Below are 14,774 nucleotides of genomic sequence, written 5' to 3' on the forward strand. Positions count from 1 at the left end.
CGCCCCGGTGGGACGCGTCGCGTAGGTGATACGTCAGTATTAAAGACTACTGAACAGCGGGAAAATCCCCATCAGCAGTGCGGCGAGCATTATGCACAGGCATACCAGCACTGCCCACTTGAGCGTGAAGCGCTGATGATCGCCGAACTCGATACCGGCCAGGGCCACCAGCAGGTACGTGGAGGGTACCAGCGGGCTGAGCAGGTGTACCGGCTGCCCGACGATCGACGCACGGGCCATTTCCACCGGGGTGATGCCGTAGTGGCTGGCGGCTTCGGCCAGCACGGGCAGTACGCCGTAGTAGAAGGCATCGTTGGACATGAAGAAGGTGAACGGCATGCTCACGATCGCGGTGATTACCGCCAGGTATGGGCCCAGCGCTTCTGGGATGACTGCCAGCAGGCTCTTGGACATGGCGTCGACCATGCCGGTACCCGACAGGATGCCGGTGAAGATGCCGGCGGCGAAGATCAGCCCGGTCACGGCCAGCACGCTGCCAGCGTGGGCGGCTATACGGTCCTTCTGCTGTTGCAGGCACGGGTAGTTGACGATCATGGCGATGCTGAAGGCGATCATGAACAGCACTGGCAGCGGCAGCACACCGGCGATCAGCGCGACCATCAGGGCGGCGGTCAGCGCACCGTTGAAGTACAGCAGTTTGGGCCGACGTGCTTCCGGAAATTGCGAAACGGTGATTTCGCTGTGGTCGATGTCATCGGTCGGCAGGTGCAGCTCGCCCAGGCGGGCACGTTCCCGTTTGCCGTACATGTAGGCAATGGCCAGGATCGCCAGCACGCCGAACAGCATGGCCGGGATCATTGGCACGAAGATGTCCGACGGGTCGACGTGCAGGGCGCTGGCGGCGCGGGCAGTGGGGCCACCCCACGGGGTCATGTTCATGACCCCGCCGGCGAGAATGATGAGGCCGGCCATGATCCGCGGGCTCATCCCCAGGCGGCTGTACATGGGCAGCATGGCGGCGCAGCAGATCATGTAGGTCGTGGCGCCGTCACCGTCGAGGGAGACCACCAAGGCCAGCACGGCAGTGCCGACAGAGACTTTGAGCGGGTCGCCCTTCACCAGCTTCAGGATCTTGCGCACGGCCGGGTCGAACAGGCCAGAGTCGATCATCAGGGCGAAGTACAGGATGGCGAACATCAGCATCACGCCGGTAGGTGCGAGCTTGCTGATGCCTTCGAGCATCATGGGGCCGATCTTGGCAGAAAAGCCCCCGAACAGGGCAAACAGGATGGGTACCAGAATCAACGCGATCAAGGCCGACAGGCGCTTGGTCATGATCAGGTACATGAAGGTGATGACCATGGCAAAGCCGAGGAAGGTCAGCATGGCAATACTCCAGGCGTGGCGCGGCGAAAGGAAAGTCGATTCGGGCGGATCAGCGCGTCAGGCGCTGCGCGGGGAGCATGCGGAGAGGTACTGCAGGAAGGCGGGCACAGGAATACATCAGAATCACCATTGTTGTTGTTGATTGGGCCGGGCGCGGTATTTACCGGTGCCCTGGCTGACCGGTCTTGTGCCGGTGGTGGGGGCTATCCTATGAGGGCAAGCTTTCAGCCAGCTTTCGCTGAAGCAAAGGCGACGAGAGGTAGGTGATGCAGAATGTGACCGAAGGCGGCTGTCATTGCGGCGCCTTGCGTTACCGATTGGAGGGTGACCTGACAGACGTTGCCCACTGCCATTGTACGATCTGCCGCCGGGTAAGCGGCGGGCTGGTGGTCACCTGGCTCACCCTGCCCGGTTCGGGGTTCAAATGGCTGGCGGGCGAACCCAACTGCTATGTGGCGCCGGCCAGTTGCAACCGGTACTTCTGCGGGCATTGCGGGGCGCATGTGGCGCTGGTGACTACGCACAGCCCTGAGACGGTTGACGTGACGGTGGCAACGCTGGATCACCCGGAGCGGGTGCGGGCCACCCGGCATATCTGGGTGGGTAGCCGGCTGCCCTGGTTGCATCTGGATGAAGCTTTGCCAGAAGAGGATGGCGAAAGCCAGTAAGCAATTGTGCTGGTGCTGCAGGCCCTATCGCCGGCAAGCCAGCTTCTACAGGTACTGCGCAGTACTCAAGGCCTGTGCAGAATGTGTGGGAGCGGGCTTGCCGGCGATAGGGCCGGTACAGCCTTCCTTACAATTGCAGGCCACCCGCAGCTTTATGCAGCGCCCGCAAATGCTCACCGATCTGTTTCACATTGGCCTCGACGGCGGCAATTTCCTTGGCGCGCGATGGCTCCAGCAATGCCCTCACCTCTTTGTCCAGGCTGGTACTCAAGCGCAACAGCTGTGCCTGGCGTTCGCTGCTCACCTGCTCAAGGTGCTTACGCTCCTCGGGTTGTGGCAGCCCGTAGCCTTTGGCATCGAGCAATTCTGCAGGGCGGCTGAGGAAACCGCTGTTCGCGAGCATCTGCTTGAGGGTGGCGTCAGCTTTGTTGATGCTGCCATCTTTCAGCGCCGCTGCATTCAGGTAGCGCTGCTTGACCTCGTCCTGGGCCAGCAGCAACTGCCGGCGCAGGCTGGCCTGTTCCAGCAGCAGCAACGCAGCGCTGGTGCGCAGGTCGGCTTTGGCGAACCAGGGGCGGCGTTGCTCGGCATCCAGGGCCAGCCAGTCTTCCACCAGGGCCTGCTTGATCGGCAGCTGCTTCCTCAGTACCTCGAACATCGCCTGGTAGCGGTCTCGGTAGGAATCGAAGCGGTAGCCAAGGCGTAATGCCTCGCGCGGGTTGTCCAGCACGCTGGTATCGGCCAGCCCCCTGCCCTTGAGCACGGCCAGCAAACCGTTGGGCATGATGCTGTCGAGGTCGTTCAGGCGTGGGTTGGCGGTGCCGCTGCGCAGCAGTTTCAACGACTCCACCGCACAGTTGTTGGACAGGAACCAATAGTTGCCGTCATAGCTCCAGTGCATCTCGGCTGCCTGACGCACCAGGCTCTCGACTTCTTCGCGGCTGAGCCTCAAGGGTACCGAGGCCAGGCTACGCAGTTCGGTCTTGGTGTACTCATCGATCACCTGCCCCAGCGGCAGTACGAACAATCGCGAGGGGTAGACACCGACCAGGCCGTCCCAGCTGGACAGCTGCACATCGTTGACGAAGGCGCGGTACGACAGCACCAGGCTCTGGTCGAGGTCAAGGCGGCAGTCCGGCCCGCGTGGGCGGCCGGGCTTGCAGATCACCAGGCGCAGCATGCTGTGGCCCCAACGGCTGACCAGGTTCTGGTTGGCTTCGGCCAGCAGGTAGTCCACTTCATAAACCCGCTCGGGATCGATTTCACCCAACGGCTGGCGAGCGAAGTCGCTGCCAGCGTTGATGAACGGCAGGCCCTTGGCGCAAGTGTCCTGTTGGGGGGCCCAACCGAAGTGCTCGCGCAGATACTGGTTCAGCGCCGGGCGGCGACAACCGTAGCTCGGGTCGAGGAGAAAATACTCCATGTTGACCGCGATGTACTCCTTGGGGCTGCTCAGTTCATAACTGTCGGGGCTGCGCACGAACTGGCCGTTGTGCTGTTCGCGCTCGCCGCGTCGGCCCACGTACTGCTGCCAGCCGGCCAGGTCGAGCAGGCGCGGGTCGTCGCTAAGGGTGAAGCGGCGCTCGGCTTGGCCGCGGCACGCTTCTGGCAGGCCGATCTTGCCCAGCGTGCCTTGCTGGCGCTTGCAGCGGGCAATCAGCGAATTCTCGGCAGCGGGCCACAGGCGGGCACGGTCGTAGATATGGGTGAGCTCGTGCAACACGGTGGCCAGCAGTTCTTCACGCACTGTGCCGTGTGGGCGGTTGGTACGCTCGGTTGCGGCGCTGCCGTCGGTGAGGCTGGGCAGCAGGCGACGGTTGAGCTCAAGGGTGGACACCAGCGATGCCTGGCCGTAGGCATCGGCCGGCATGGTGTCGCTCCAGCTCACCCGCACGCGGCGGTCCAGCTGCTGCTTGAAGCGAGGGGGCAGTTTGCCCATGGCCTCGTCAAGCAGTGCCTGGGTGGCTTGGGTTTGTTGTGGGTCGAGGCCCGATGCCTGCAGCTGGAGCTGCAGGTCGGCCAATGCGGGCGTACCGAGCAGCGTCAGGGCGCAGCCGAGCAGCCAGGTACGCATGCTGTTCACAGCGCGAGGATGGCTTCAGCCAGTACCTGGTCGCTGGCGCCACGTGCTTCTGGCACACGCTCGCGCAGAGTGTTGAAGGCGGCCTCAAGCTGGACACCGCGAATGTCGCCATTGCTGGCGACGAAGCTGGCGGCGTCATCGTGCGCTTCGCGGACTACTTTGGAGTCGCGAATCGAGGTGGTGGTGTCTGAGGTGAAGTCGATCGAGCGGCCAAAGGCACGCACGATGATGTTGCTGGTGGCCACCAAGGTCTGTGCATGGGCCAGGTCGGCCAGCAGCAACATGCCGAGGCTAGCGGCAATCAGCGGTTTACGCATGGAGCATCTCCGAAAAAATACAGGGAGTCAGATGTAGCTATTGGACGAGAATTGCCTGCGCCAGTTCCAGGTCGCCGACGGCGTGCTGTGAACAATTGTGGCGTAATGATTCCAGCGCGGCTTCCAGCCGAACACCGCGGATCTGGCCGTCGCTGGCAACGAAGGCAGCAGCATCATCGCGCGCCTGGCGAACCAGCTTGCGATCGAACGGTGCGCTGGTGACCTGGCTGGTGACATAGCCAGTGATGACCATGCCTTGCGTGGTGGTATCCATGGCATGGGCACTGGCCATACCTGCAACAGAGAACAGCAGTGGCAACAGATAACGCATGGGCTCTACAACGGCTGGGAACGTGGGTGACAGAAGCGCGTGTAACTGGGCAGGTGCTGAGCAGCGCAGTTGCACGGCTTATTCGGGGTCAGAGCGCCAGGATAGCCTGGGCCAATTGCGCGTCGCTGGCTTGCAGGTCAGGCATCTGCGAACGGATGTGCAAAAAAGCGCTTTCCAGCTTGGCCCCACGGATGTCGCCCTGGCTGCCAACGAAGCTGGCGGCGTCGTCACGGGCGGCCTGCACGATCTTGTCGTCTTTGAACGAAGAGGTGACGTCGGAAGTGGCATCGGTGGATGCGGCCACTGCGCCAACAACGGCGTCGGTGGTGACAACGAAGCTGGTGGCGTTTGCGGTGCCGGCCAGGCTCAGCATCAGGGCGGCGCCAATCAGGTATTTACGGGACATGATGGTGGACTCCTGGACTAGGGTCGGGTGGTGGTGCTTATCGGACGCTGACACAGCTCGTCACGGTACGTTTAACAGCGGCTTTCAACAGACTGTTAAGCCAAGCGTATCACGCGCCGTTGTTTGTGGAAGTTAATGAACGGCACGCCAGTAAACTGTGCTGGCTTGTTTTGTTTTTATAAAAACTGTACCTATTGACCTTGAAGCGCTCTGCCGCGCGGCCTGGACACAAAAAAACCCGTCGCAGTCACCTGCAACGGGTTTGGGAATTCGCGGTGCCGGCCTAAGCCGGCAAGCCGGTGCTTAGCGCCAGAAAGGCTTGCTCAGCTCTTCGTAACGCTGCGACTCGCTGATACCGGCGTCGGCCAGCAGACGGCTGTCCAGGCGAGCCAGTTGACGGCGGCTGGCCATACGGCGCTGCCACAGCAGCAGGGTAGACAGCGCGCGCAGCGGCATCGAGGTGTTGGATTGCTGGGCGTTGCTTTCAAAAACCAGACCGGAACTGAGGGTACGTTCCATGATGCTTCATCCTTCCGCTTATGGCGGGATTAGGTAGTGATTTAACTGATGCCAATGATCCTCCTCTGCTGTCCATAACAGTAGATACAGTTCTGTAGTAAGACGATGGCTCAGTTAACTGTGTAACCCTACTGTTGCACTCGAAAATGGCGTAACTGTACCGGTCCGCACTTTGTTGGTGCGTTTTAACGTTGGATAGCGGCGTTTACAGGTATAGCGAGGCAAGGCAACCAGTACAGTAGTACAGTTTTATTTGGTCGCAGTGAATGGGTGTACGAGTAGAAGGATTTGACTGTCATGGCCCTTTTGCGGGTTTGCCCGCGAAGAGGCCGGAACAGCAGAAGCAGGGCTGCTGTTCCGTCCGGTATTTGGGTCAGCTAGCCAGCATACGACCAGTTTCTTCCAGATTTTCGTGCCAGCTCAGCGCTTCGCGCAGGATGTGCGGGGTATGGCCGCCACGCTGGCACGCACGCTCGAAGTAATCGTTCAGCGCAGCGCGGTAGTCCGGGTGCACACAGTTGTCGATGATCGCCCGTGCCCGCTCGCGAGGCGCCAGGCCACGCAGGTCGGCCAGGCCTTGCTCGGTGACCAGGATGTCTACGTCATGCTCGGTGTGGTCGACATGGCTGACCATCGGCACCACGCTGGAAATCGCGCCGCCCTTGGCAATCGACTTGGTGACGAATACGGCCAGGTGGGCGTTGCGGGCGAAGTCACCCGAGCCGCCGATGCCGTTCATCATCCGGGTGCCGCACACGTGGGTGGAGTTAACGTTGCCGTAGATATCGAACTCCAGTGCGGTGTTGATCCCAATGATCCCCAGACGACGTACCACTTCCGGGTGGTTGGAGATTTCTTGCGGGCGCAGCACCAGCTTGTCCTTGTATCGCTCCAGGTTGCCGAAAACGTCGGCATTGCGGCGGCCGGACAAGGTGATCGAGCTGCCCGACGCGAAGCTCAGCTTGCCGGCGTCGATCAGGTCGAAGGTGGAGTCCTGCAGTACTTCGGAGTACATGGTCAGGTCTTCGAACGGCGACTCGATCAGGCCGCACATCACCGCGTTGGCGATGCTGCCAATACCGGCTTGCAGTGGGCCGAGCTTGTTAGTCATGCGGCCAGCTTCAACTTCTTGCTTGAGGAAGTTGATCAGGTGGTCGGCGATGCCTTGGGTTTCGTCATCCGGCGGCAGTACGGTGGACGGGGAGTCCGGCTGGTTGCTGATGACAATGCCGACAATCTTGGCCGGGTCGATCGGGATGGCGGTGCTGCCGATGCGGTCGTCGACCTTGACCAGTGGGATTGGCGTGCGGGTCGGGCGGTAGGTCGGGATATAGATATCGTGCAGGCCTTCGAGGTTGGGGTTGTGCGAGAGGTTGATCTCGACAATCACCTGCTTGGCAAAGATCGCGAAACTGGCCGAGTTGCCTACCGAAGTGGTTGGCACGATGTGGCCTTGCTCGGTGATGGCCACGGCCTCGATCACCGCAATGTCCGGAAGCTTCAGCTGCTGGTTGCGCAGTTGTTCGACAGTTTCCGACAGGTGCTGGTCGATGAACATCACCTGGCCGTCGTTGATGGCCTTGCGCAGGGTGCTGTCAACCTGGAACGGCATGCGGCGAGCCAGCACACCGGCCTCGGTCAGCTGCTTGTCCAGGTCGTTGCCCAGGCTGGCGCCGGTCATCAGGCTGATTTTCAGTGGCGACTGCTTGGCACGTTCGGCCAGGGCATGCGGTACGGCCTTGGCTTCGCCGGCGCGGGTGAAACCGCTCATGCCGACGGTCATGCCGTCCTCGATCAGACCAGCGGCATCAGCCGCACTCATTACCTTGCTGTGCAGGGAGGACAAGCGGATACGATCACGGTACATGGATTGTTATCTCGGGCTACTGAAACTACTGCAGCGCAGTCTAGAGATTTCGCCCATTGCCGTCCCACGACCATGGTCGTATGAGAAGCCTTGAAGTCGAGCCGTTGATCCGGATCAATAAAAGGAAAGCCCCGGCAGAATCTGACCGGGGCTTCCTTTATATCAGTTGGTTTGCAGCGGTGGTTTTCACTCCACGGCCTTCACCATATCCTCGATGACTTTCTTGGCGTCACCAAACACCATCATGGTCTTGTCCAAGTAGAACAGTTCGTTGTCCAGGCCGGCATAGCCGCTGGCCATGGAGCGCTTGTTGACGATGATGGTCTTGGCTTTGAACGCTTCGAGGATTGGCATACCGGCAATTGGCGATTTGGGGTCGTTCTTCGCCGCCGGGTTGACCACATCGTTGGCGCCCAGCACCAGCACCACGTCGGCCTGGCCGAATTCGGCGTTGATGTCGTCCATCTCGAACACCTGATCGTACGGTACTTCGGCCTCGGCCAGCAGCACGTTCATGTGCCCGGGCATGCGGCCCGCCACGGGGTGGATGGCGTACTTCACGGTTACGCCGTTGTGGGTCAGCTTCTCGGTCAGCTCCTTCAGCGCGTGCTGGGCACGGGCCACCGCCAAGCCGTATCCCGGGACGATGATCACGCTGTCGGCGTTGCTGAGCAAGAAGGTGGCATCGTCGGCCGAACCGGACTTCACGGGGCGCTGCTCTTTCGAGCCTTGCGCCGCGCCGGCGTCGGTATCGCCGCCAAAGCCCCCAAGGATGACGTTGAAGAACGACCGGTTCATCGCCTTGCACATGATGTACGAGAGGATGGCGCCGGACGAACCCACCAGGGAGCCTGCGATGATCAGCATCGAATTGTTCAGGGAGAAGCCGATACCGGCCGCCGCCCAGCCCGAATAGCTGTTGAGCATCGACACCACCACGGGCATGTCGGCGCCGCCGATCGGGATGATGATCAGCACGCCCATGACGAAGGCCAGGGCCAGCATCAGGGTGAAGGCGCTGTAATGACCAGTGAAGGTGAACAGCAGGCCCAGGGCGATGGTGGTCAGGCCCAGGATCAGGTTCAGCTTGTGCTGGCCGGGGAACTGTACCGGTGCGCCCTGGAACAGGCGGAACTTGTACTTGCCCGACAATTTGCCGAAGGCGATAACCGAGCCGGAGAAGGTAATGGCGCCGATGGCTGCGCCCAGGAACAGCTCCAGGCGGTTACCGGTGGGGATCGGGTCGGTGATCGCGGCAACGATGCCCATCGACTGCGGCTCCAGCACGGCAGCGATGGCAATGAACACCGCAGCCAGGCCGATCATGCTGTGCATGAAGGCGACCAGTTCCGGCATCTTGGTCATCTCGACGCGCTTGGCCATGATCGAACCCGCGGTACCACCGACCAGCAGGCCGACGATGACATAGCCAATACCGGCGGTGGCCAGCTCGGCGCCCAGCTTATAGATGAGGCCAACCGTGGTGAGCATGGCGATGCCCATGCCGATCATGCCGAACAGGTTGCCGCGCCGTGAGGTGGTTGGGTGCGACAGGCCCTTGAGCGCCTGGATGAAGCACACCGAAGCGACCAGGTACAGAAGTGTTACCAGATTCATGCTCATGCTTACTTCTGCCCCTCGTTCTTGGCTTTCTTCTTGAACATCTCAAGCATGCGGCGGGTGACCAGGAAGCCACCGAACACATTGACCGCAGCCAGGGCTACGGCGAGAGTGCCCATGAGCTTGCCGGCTGGGGTCACAGTCAGCGCGGCAGCAAGCATGGCGCCGACGATTACGATGGCAGAGATGGCATTGGTCACGGCCATCAGCGGCGTGTGCAACGCCGGGGTGACGTTCCACACCACGTGGTAGCCCACATAGATGGCCAGCACGAAGATGATCAGGTTGTAGATGCCATGGGAAATCAGCATGTCTTCCATTGTCGTGCTCCTTAGCCGTTCTTGCGGACGACTTGACCATCACGGCACATGAGGCAGGCCGCGACGATGTCGTCTTCGAGGTTGATGACCAGTGCGCCGTCCTTGTCGAACAGCAGTTTCATGAAGTCCAGCAGGTTGCGCGCATACAGCGCCGAGGCATCGGCACCCAGCTGGGCCGGCAGGTTGGTCGGGCCGACGATGGTCACGCCATTCTCCCGTACTACCTGATCAGCAACGGTGAGTGGGCAGTTGCCACCCTGGGCTGCGGCGAGGTCGATGACCACCGAGCCGGGCTTCATCTGCGCCACGGTCTCGGCACTGAGCAGGGTCGGAGCCTTGCGGCCGGGGATCAGTGCGGTGGTAATGACGATGTCCGCCTGCCTGGCTCGCTCGTGCACGGCTTGGGCCTGGCGTTGCATCCAGCTGGCTGGCATCGGTCTGGCGTAACCGCCGACGCCTTCGGCGCACTCGCGCTCCTCATCGGTCTCGTAAGGCACGTCGATGAACTTGGCACCCAGCGACTCGATTTGCTCCTTCACTGCCGGGCGTACGTCGGACGCTTCGATCACCGCACCCAGGCGCTTGGCGGTGGCGATGGCCTGCAGGCCGGCAACGCCCGCCCCCAGGATCAGCACGCGCGCGGCCTTCACGGTGCCTGCAGCGGTCATCAGCATGGGCATGAAGCGTGGGTAGTGATGGGCCGCCAGCAACACAGCTTTGTAACCCGCGATGTTGGCCTGTGACGACAGCACGTCGAGGCTCTGCGCCCGCGAGGTGCGGGGAGCGGCTTCCAGGGCGAAAGCGGTGATGCCGCGTTCGGCCATCTTGGCGATCAGTTCGCTGTTGAAGGGGTTGAGCATGCCCGCCAGGAGGCTGCCACTGTTGATCAGGGCCAGCTCCTGGTCGTTGGGTGCGACCACTTTGAGTACCAATTGGGCGCCGTATGCATCGGCTGCGCTCCCTAGGGAAGCGCCTGCGGCCTCATAGGCACTGTCCGGAATGCTGGCGTTGAGCCCTGCCCCCCGTTGGACGGTGACCTGATGGCCTTGGCCAATCAGTTTCTTGATGGTTTCCGGGGTCGCAGCGACCCTTGTCTCACCGGTCTGCGTCTCGAGAGGAACACCAATGTGCACGACTATTTCTCCTGCGGTGACCTTTTGTCTTTGTATGAGCCAGCACACTTCGGATGGTGCGCTGGGGCGGCTGTGGAGCGCCGACCCGCCGATTCCCGGGCGGGCGAAGCATTTTGCAGACGAACCCGGGGGCCTTCAACCGGTTATGGAGCGAAACGAAGTCAAAACTACAAGTCACCCTGTGACCGCTTGTCGCAGCGCTAAGACTCCAGCCCGTCAAGCATGGGCTATTGGCAGATTAGGAGAAAAAATCAAAAATATTTGGGTTGATACGCTTACGGCACGGTGAATGTCGCAAAATCACCCGCAAAGCCGCGTGGTTAGCAGGGTTAAAGGGTATTTCCAGGTGGGCATAACAGTTTATGGATATGCGACAAATACATATATCTGTAGGTGTTTAAAATAATTGACTACAGGGTCAATTTGTCGCACTTCATCAAGCTGTTGCGGTGTATGCCCAGGCCTGGCTCACCAGCCAGTCTCGGAAGGCGCGCAGCGAAGCTGACTCTACCTTGCGATCCGGAATCATCAGATAGTAGGCCTTGTCGCTGATCAGGGCATGCCTGTTAGCGACCACCAGCCTACCCTCCCCCAACTCGCGCTGGATCAGGAACGGTGGGATCAGTGCGACCCCCATTTCATGTATGGCCGCCTGGGCGAGCATCGAGAATAGTTCATAACGCGGGCCTGTCATGTCGCGTGGCACATTCATCCCTAGGCTGCCGAACCACTGCCGCCAGGCGTAGGGGCGCGTGCTTTGCTGCAGCAGTGGCAGTTGGGCGATGCGCTGTGCTTCGAGTATGCCCTGCCCGGCCAGCAATGCCGGGCTGCAGACGGGGACCGGGTTCTCCCCCATCAGCCGGTGCGACTGGGTGCCGGACCAGTCGGCATCACCGAAATAGATTGCGGCATCGAAGGGGGTGTCGGCGAACAGGAATGGCCGGGTGCGGTTGGTGAGGTTGACCGTCACCTCTGGGTGGCGTTGCTGGAAGTCCTTGAGGCGCGGAAGCAGCCATTGGGTACCAAAGGTAGGCACTACGGCCAGCTCGATCACGCTGGCGCCCTGCTGACCCATCACCGACAGGGTGTCGCGCTCTACCGCGTCCAGTTGAGCGGCAACCTGACGACTGTAGGACAGGCCGGCCTCGGTCAGCTTCACGCCGCGGCGGGAACGGCGGAACAGTTCCACATTCAGAAAAGCCTCGAGGCCGCCGATCTGCCGGCAAACGGCACCCTGGGTCAGGGCGAGTTCCTGGGCGGCCTTGGTAAAGCTCTCGTTGCGTGCCGCCGCCTCGAAGCAAACCAGAGCGGTGGTACTGGGGATCTTGCGGCGCATGTACGTCAACCTCACTCGTAAGGCTGTCTTTGTGGTGTTTTGCCGATTTACGAAGTGACAAATTATCACTAATTGGTGCGCAATCCTCGTTTGTCCCGGCGGCCGATCAGGCCTAGGCTCAAAGGCACAAGAAACTGCCCCCTATTACGAGGATTTCGCTCATGGCCGGTAAAGCAAGCTTCCACTGGATCGACCCACTGCTGATGGATCAACAGCTCACTGAAGAAGAGCGCATGGTGCGTGACAGCGCTTATCAGTTCGCCCAGGACAAGCTTGCCCCGCGTGTGCTCGAGGCTTTCCGCCACGAGCAGACCGACCCGGCGATCTTCCGGGAGATGGGTGAAGTCGGCCTGCTGGGTGCCACCATTCCCGAACAGTACGGTGGCAGTGGCCTGAACTACGTGTGCTATGGGCTGATTGCCCGAGAGGTCGAGCGTATCGACTCGGGCTACCGTTCGATGATGAGCGTGCAGTCGTCGCTGGTGATGGTGCCCATCAATGAATTTGGTACCGAGGCTCAAAAGCAGAAGTACTTGCCCAAGCTGGCCAGTGGCGAGTGGATCGGTTGTTTTGGTCTGACCGAGCCCAACCACGGCTCCGACCCTGGCTCGATGATCACCCGTGCCAGGAAGGTCGACGGCGGCTACCGTCTGACCGGCAGCAAGATGTGGATCACCAACAGCCCGATCGCTGATGTGTTCGTGGTGTGGGCCAAGGACGATGCAGGGGATATCCGCGGCTTTGTCCTGGAAAAGGGCTGGCAGGGCCTCAGTGCCCCGGCCATTCATGGCAAGGTCGGCCTGCGTGCCTCGATCACCGGTGAAGTTGTCATGGACAATGTGTTCGTGCCAGAAGAGAACATCTTCCCGGATGTGCGCGGCCTCAAAGGTCCGTTCACCTGTCTCAACTCTGCCCGTTACGGCATCTCGTGGGGGGCGTTGGGTGCGGCCGAGGCGTGCTGGCACACCGCGCGTCAGTACACCTTGGACCGTCAGCAGTTCGGCCGCCCCCTGGCTGCCAACCAGCTGATCCAGAAAAAGCTGGCCGACATGCAGACCGAAATCACCCTGGCGCTGCAAGGCTGCCTGCGCCTGGGGCGCATGAAGGATGAAGGTACCGCTGCTGTGGAAATTACCTCGATCATGAAGCGCAATTCCTGCGGCAAGGCGCTGGATATCGCTCGCATGGCGCGCGACATGCTGGGTGGAAACGGCATTTCCGATGAGTTTGGCGTGGCCCGTCATCTGGTAAACCTGGAGGTGGTCAACACCTATGAAGGTACTCACGACGTGCATGCACTGATCCTGGGGCGTGCGCAGACCGGTATCCAGGCCTTCTATTAATAAGGAGCCAGCCCATGGGCGCGCTATCACATCTGCGGGTGCTGGACCTTTCGCGCGTGTTGGCCGGCCCATGGTCTGGCCAGATTCTCGCTGACCTGGGCGCTGACGTTATAAAGGTGGAGCGCCCGGGCAGTGGTGACGATACCCGCGCGTGGGGGCCGCCTTTCCTCAAGGATGCCGAGGGTGAAAACACCAGCGAGGCGGCTTACTACCTGTCGGCCAACCGTAACAAGCGTTCGGTGACCATCGACTTCACCCGGCCTGAAGGGCAGCGCCTGGTGCGTGAGTTGGCGGCGAAGTCCGATATTGTCATCGAGAACTTCAAGGTGGGTGGTTTGGCGGCCTATGGGCTGGACTACCAGAGCCTGAAGGCGATCAACCCGCAGCTTATCTATTGCTCCATTACCGGTTTCGGCCAGACCGGCCCGTATGCCAAGCGTGCGGGTTATGACTTCATGATCCAGGGGCTGGGTGGGCTGATGAGCCTGACCGGCCGCCCGGAGGGTGAGGAAGGCGCGGGGCCGGTCAAAGTGGGTGTGGCGCTTACCGACATCCTTACCGGGCTGTACTCAACGGTGGCCATGCTTGCCGCCCTTGCCCATCGGGCGCAGACCGGGGTGGGCCAGCATGTCGACATGGCGTTGCTCGATGTACAGGTAGCCTGCCTGGCGAACCAGGCCATGAATTACCTGACCACGGGCAACCCGCCTCGGCGCCTGGGCAATGCGCACCCCAATATAGTGCCCTACCAGGACTTCCCGACGGCGGATGGCGACTTCATTCTTACCGTGGGCAACGACAGCCAGTTCCGCAAATTCGCAGAAGTGGCGGGGCAGCCACAATGGGCGGACGATCCACGCTTCCTGACCAATAAGCAGCGGGTGGCCAACAGGGCCGAGCTGATTCCACTGATCCGCCAGGCCACAGTATTCAAGACAACCGCCGAATGGGTTGCCCAGCTGGAGGCTGCTGGGGTGCCGTGCGGGCCTATCAATGACCTGGCTCAGATGTTTCAGGACCCACAGGTGCTGGCGCGTGGGTTGGCGGTGAACATTCCGCATCCATTGGCGGGTAGCGTGCCGCAGGTAGCCAGCCCTTTACGGTTGTCGGAGACGCCGGTGGAGTACCGACGGGCGCCGCCGCTGCTGGGTGAGCATACCGAGGCGGTACTGGGGGAAGTGCTGGGGCTGGAGGCAGGTGAGGTGCAGCGCTTGCGGGAGGCCGGCGTGCTGTAGAAGCGGCGGGTGCTATATAAAAGCAGGGAGGCCGCCAGGCCTCCCTGCTTTGCTTTTCAGCGATATTACGGTTTCTTGAAATTAATGGTTGACGCCCTTTCGAATCCCCTTATAATGCGCCCCACTTCCAGCGACATCGGAACGACAAACTCCTTGAGATTCAATGAGTTAGGTAGTTAAGGTGGCGTTGAAAGGGCTACGATCGAAAGATCGCAAGCGGTTGAAATGGTGGTTGACAGCGCTTCTAAA

Annotated in this window: 14 protein-coding genes; 3 read left to right on the forward strand and 11 right to left on the reverse strand. The window is 61.1% G+C overall.

What is annotated here, in order from left to right; translation table 11 throughout:
* Nucleotides 1-39: 39 nt before the first annotated feature.
* Nucleotides 40-1,347 carry a CitMHS family transporter gene (locus tag LU684_RS21315; RefSeq protein WP_023047261.1) on the reverse strand — a complete coding sequence of 436 codons (1,308 nt, stop codon included), beginning with the start codon at nt 1,345-1,347 and terminating at the stop codon, nt 40-42.
* Nucleotides 1,348-1,613: 266 nt separating this feature from the next.
* Between LU684_RS21315 and LU684_RS21320 the strand changes: the two genes are divergently transcribed.
* Nucleotides 1,614-2,015 carry a GFA family protein gene (locus LU684_RS21320; RefSeq protein ID WP_016484300.1) on the forward strand — a complete coding sequence of 134 codons (402 nt, stop codon included), beginning with the start codon at nt 1,614-1,616 and terminating at the stop codon, nt 2,013-2,015.
* Nucleotides 2,016-2,142: 127 nt separating this feature from the next.
* Here the strand turns inward: LU684_RS21320 and LU684_RS21325 are convergent, their stop codons facing one another.
* From LU684_RS21325 to LU684_RS21370, 10 genes are all read right to left on the reverse strand, one after another.
* Nucleotides 2,143-4,089, reverse strand: a complete 1,947-nt coding sequence (locus tag LU684_RS21325; RefSeq protein ID WP_219740341.1) for a DUF7844 domain-containing protein — start codon at nt 4,087-4,089, stop codon at nt 2,143-2,145.
* 5 nt (nt 4,090-4,094) lie between these two features.
* Nucleotides 4,095-4,415 (reverse strand): DUF2388 domain-containing protein, encoded by a 321-nt coding sequence (locus LU684_RS21330; protein WP_016484302.1) that lies wholly within the window; start codon nt 4,413-4,415, stop codon nt 4,095-4,097.
* Nucleotides 4,416-4,452: 37 nt separating this feature from the next.
* Nucleotides 4,453-4,746 carry a DUF2388 domain-containing protein gene (locus tag LU684_RS21335; RefSeq protein WP_016484303.1) on the reverse strand — a complete coding sequence of 98 codons (294 nt, stop codon included), beginning with the start codon at nt 4,744-4,746 and terminating at the stop codon, nt 4,453-4,455.
* A gap of 88 nt (nt 4,747-4,834) precedes the next feature.
* On the reverse strand, nt 4,835-5,152 hold the full coding sequence (locus LU684_RS21340; protein WP_016484304.1) for a DUF2388 domain-containing protein: 318 nt from the start codon (nt 5,150-5,152) through the stop codon (nt 4,835-4,837).
* A 303-nt stretch (nt 5,153-5,455) separates the two neighbouring features.
* Nucleotides 5,456-5,671 carry a DUF1127 domain-containing protein gene (locus LU684_RS21345; RefSeq protein WP_016484305.1) on the reverse strand — a complete coding sequence of 72 codons (216 nt, stop codon included), beginning with the start codon at nt 5,669-5,671 and terminating at the stop codon, nt 5,456-5,458.
* Between the two features lie 373 nt (nt 5,672-6,044).
* Nucleotides 6,045-7,538: an acetyl-CoA hydrolase/transferase family protein gene (locus LU684_RS21350; RefSeq protein ID WP_016484306.1), complete on the reverse strand. Its 1,494-nt coding sequence runs from the start codon at nt 7,536-7,538 to the stop codon at nt 6,045-6,047.
* A 186-nt stretch (nt 7,539-7,724) separates the two neighbouring features.
* Nucleotides 7,725-9,161 (reverse strand): NAD(P)(+) transhydrogenase (Re/Si-specific) subunit beta, encoded by a 1,437-nt coding sequence (locus tag LU684_RS21355; RefSeq protein ID WP_016484307.1) that lies wholly within the window; start codon nt 9,159-9,161, stop codon nt 7,725-7,727.
* Nucleotides 9,162-9,163: 2 nt separating this feature from the next.
* The gene (locus LU684_RS21360; RefSeq protein ID WP_016484308.1) at nt 9,164-9,478 is read right to left on the reverse strand and encodes an NAD(P) transhydrogenase subunit alpha; all 315 of its coding nucleotides are present in this window, start codon (nt 9,476-9,478) and stop codon (nt 9,164-9,166) included.
* A gap of 11 nt (nt 9,479-9,489) precedes the next feature.
* Nucleotides 9,490-10,611, reverse strand: a complete 1,122-nt coding sequence (locus LU684_RS21365) for a Re/Si-specific NAD(P)(+) transhydrogenase subunit alpha (RefSeq protein ID WP_095116383.1) — start codon at nt 10,609-10,611, stop codon at nt 9,490-9,492.
* Nucleotides 10,612-11,047: 436 nt separating this feature from the next.
* A complete protein-coding gene (locus LU684_RS21370) occupies nt 11,048-11,947 on the reverse strand; it encodes a LysR family transcriptional regulator (protein ID WP_016484310.1) in 900 nt (299 codons plus the stop codon).
* A 161-nt stretch (nt 11,948-12,108) separates the two neighbouring features.
* Here LU684_RS21370 and LU684_RS21375 point away from each other — a divergent pair, with 161 nt between their 5' ends.
* Together LU684_RS21375 and LU684_RS21380 are read left to right on the forward strand one after the other, a co-directional pair.
* Nucleotides 12,109-13,290, forward strand: a complete 1,182-nt coding sequence (locus LU684_RS21375) for an acyl-CoA dehydrogenase (protein WP_232894997.1) — start codon at nt 12,109-12,111, stop codon at nt 13,288-13,290.
* Between the two features lie 14 nt (nt 13,291-13,304).
* Nucleotides 13,305-14,525 (forward strand): CaiB/BaiF CoA transferase family protein, encoded by a 1,221-nt coding sequence (locus LU684_RS21380; RefSeq protein WP_232894998.1) that lies wholly within the window; start codon nt 13,305-13,307, stop codon nt 14,523-14,525.
* Nucleotides 14,526-14,774 lie beyond the last annotated feature (249 nt).

It is taken from the genome of Pseudomonas sp. NMI542_15, assembly GCF_021283425.1.
GTDB lineage: Bacteria > Pseudomonadota > Gammaproteobacteria > Pseudomonadales > Pseudomonadaceae > Aquipseudomonas > Aquipseudomonas fortuita.

What these genes read in the sequence shown, in the direction of transcription:
- LU684_RS21325 (WP_219740341.1), bottom strand. Translation starts at nt 4,089, where the DNA reads ATGCGTACCTGGCTGCTCGGCTGCGCCCTGACGCTGCTCGGTACGCCC.
- LU684_RS21330 (WP_016484302.1), bottom strand. Translation starts at nt 4,415, where the DNA reads ATGCGTAAACCGCTGATTGCCGCTAGCCTCGGCATGTTGCTGCTGGCC.
- LU684_RS21350 (WP_016484306.1), bottom strand. Translation starts at nt 7,538, where the DNA reads ATGTACCGTGATCGTATCCGCTTGTCCTCCCTGCACAGCAAGGTAATG.
- LU684_RS21345 (WP_016484305.1), bottom strand. Translation starts at nt 5,671, where the DNA reads ATGGAACGTACCCTCAGTTCCGGTCTGGTTTTTGAAAGCAACGCCCAG.
- LU684_RS21380 (WP_232894998.1), top strand. Translation starts at nt 13,305, where the DNA reads ATGGGCGCGCTATCACATCTGCGGGTGCTGGACCTTTCGCGCGTGTTG.
- LU684_RS21360 (WP_016484308.1), bottom strand. Translation starts at nt 9,478, where the DNA reads ATGGAAGACATGCTGATTTCCCATGGCATCTACAACCTGATCATCTTC.
- LU684_RS21340 (WP_016484304.1), bottom strand. Translation starts at nt 5,152, where the DNA reads ATGTCCCGTAAATACCTGATTGGCGCCGCCCTGATGCTGAGCCTGGCC.
- LU684_RS21315 (WP_023047261.1), bottom strand. Translation starts at nt 1,347, where the DNA reads ATGCTGACCTTCCTCGGCTTTGCCATGGTCATCACCTTCATGTACCTG.
- LU684_RS21335 (WP_016484303.1), bottom strand. Translation starts at nt 4,746, where the DNA reads ATGCGTTATCTGTTGCCACTGCTGTTCTCTGTTGCAGGTATGGCCAGT.
- LU684_RS21370 (WP_016484310.1), bottom strand. Translation starts at nt 11,947, where the DNA reads ATGCGCCGCAAGATCCCCAGTACCACCGCTCTGGTTTGCTTCGAGGCG.
- LU684_RS21320 (WP_016484300.1), top strand. Translation starts at nt 1,614, where the DNA reads ATGCAGAATGTGACCGAAGGCGGCTGTCATTGCGGCGCCTTGCGTTAC.
- LU684_RS21355 (WP_016484307.1), bottom strand. Translation starts at nt 9,161, where the DNA reads ATGAGCATGAATCTGGTAACACTTCTGTACCTGGTCGCTTCGGTGTGC.
- LU684_RS21375 (WP_232894997.1), top strand. Translation starts at nt 12,109, where the DNA reads ATGGCCGGTAAAGCAAGCTTCCACTGGATCGACCCACTGCTGATGGAT.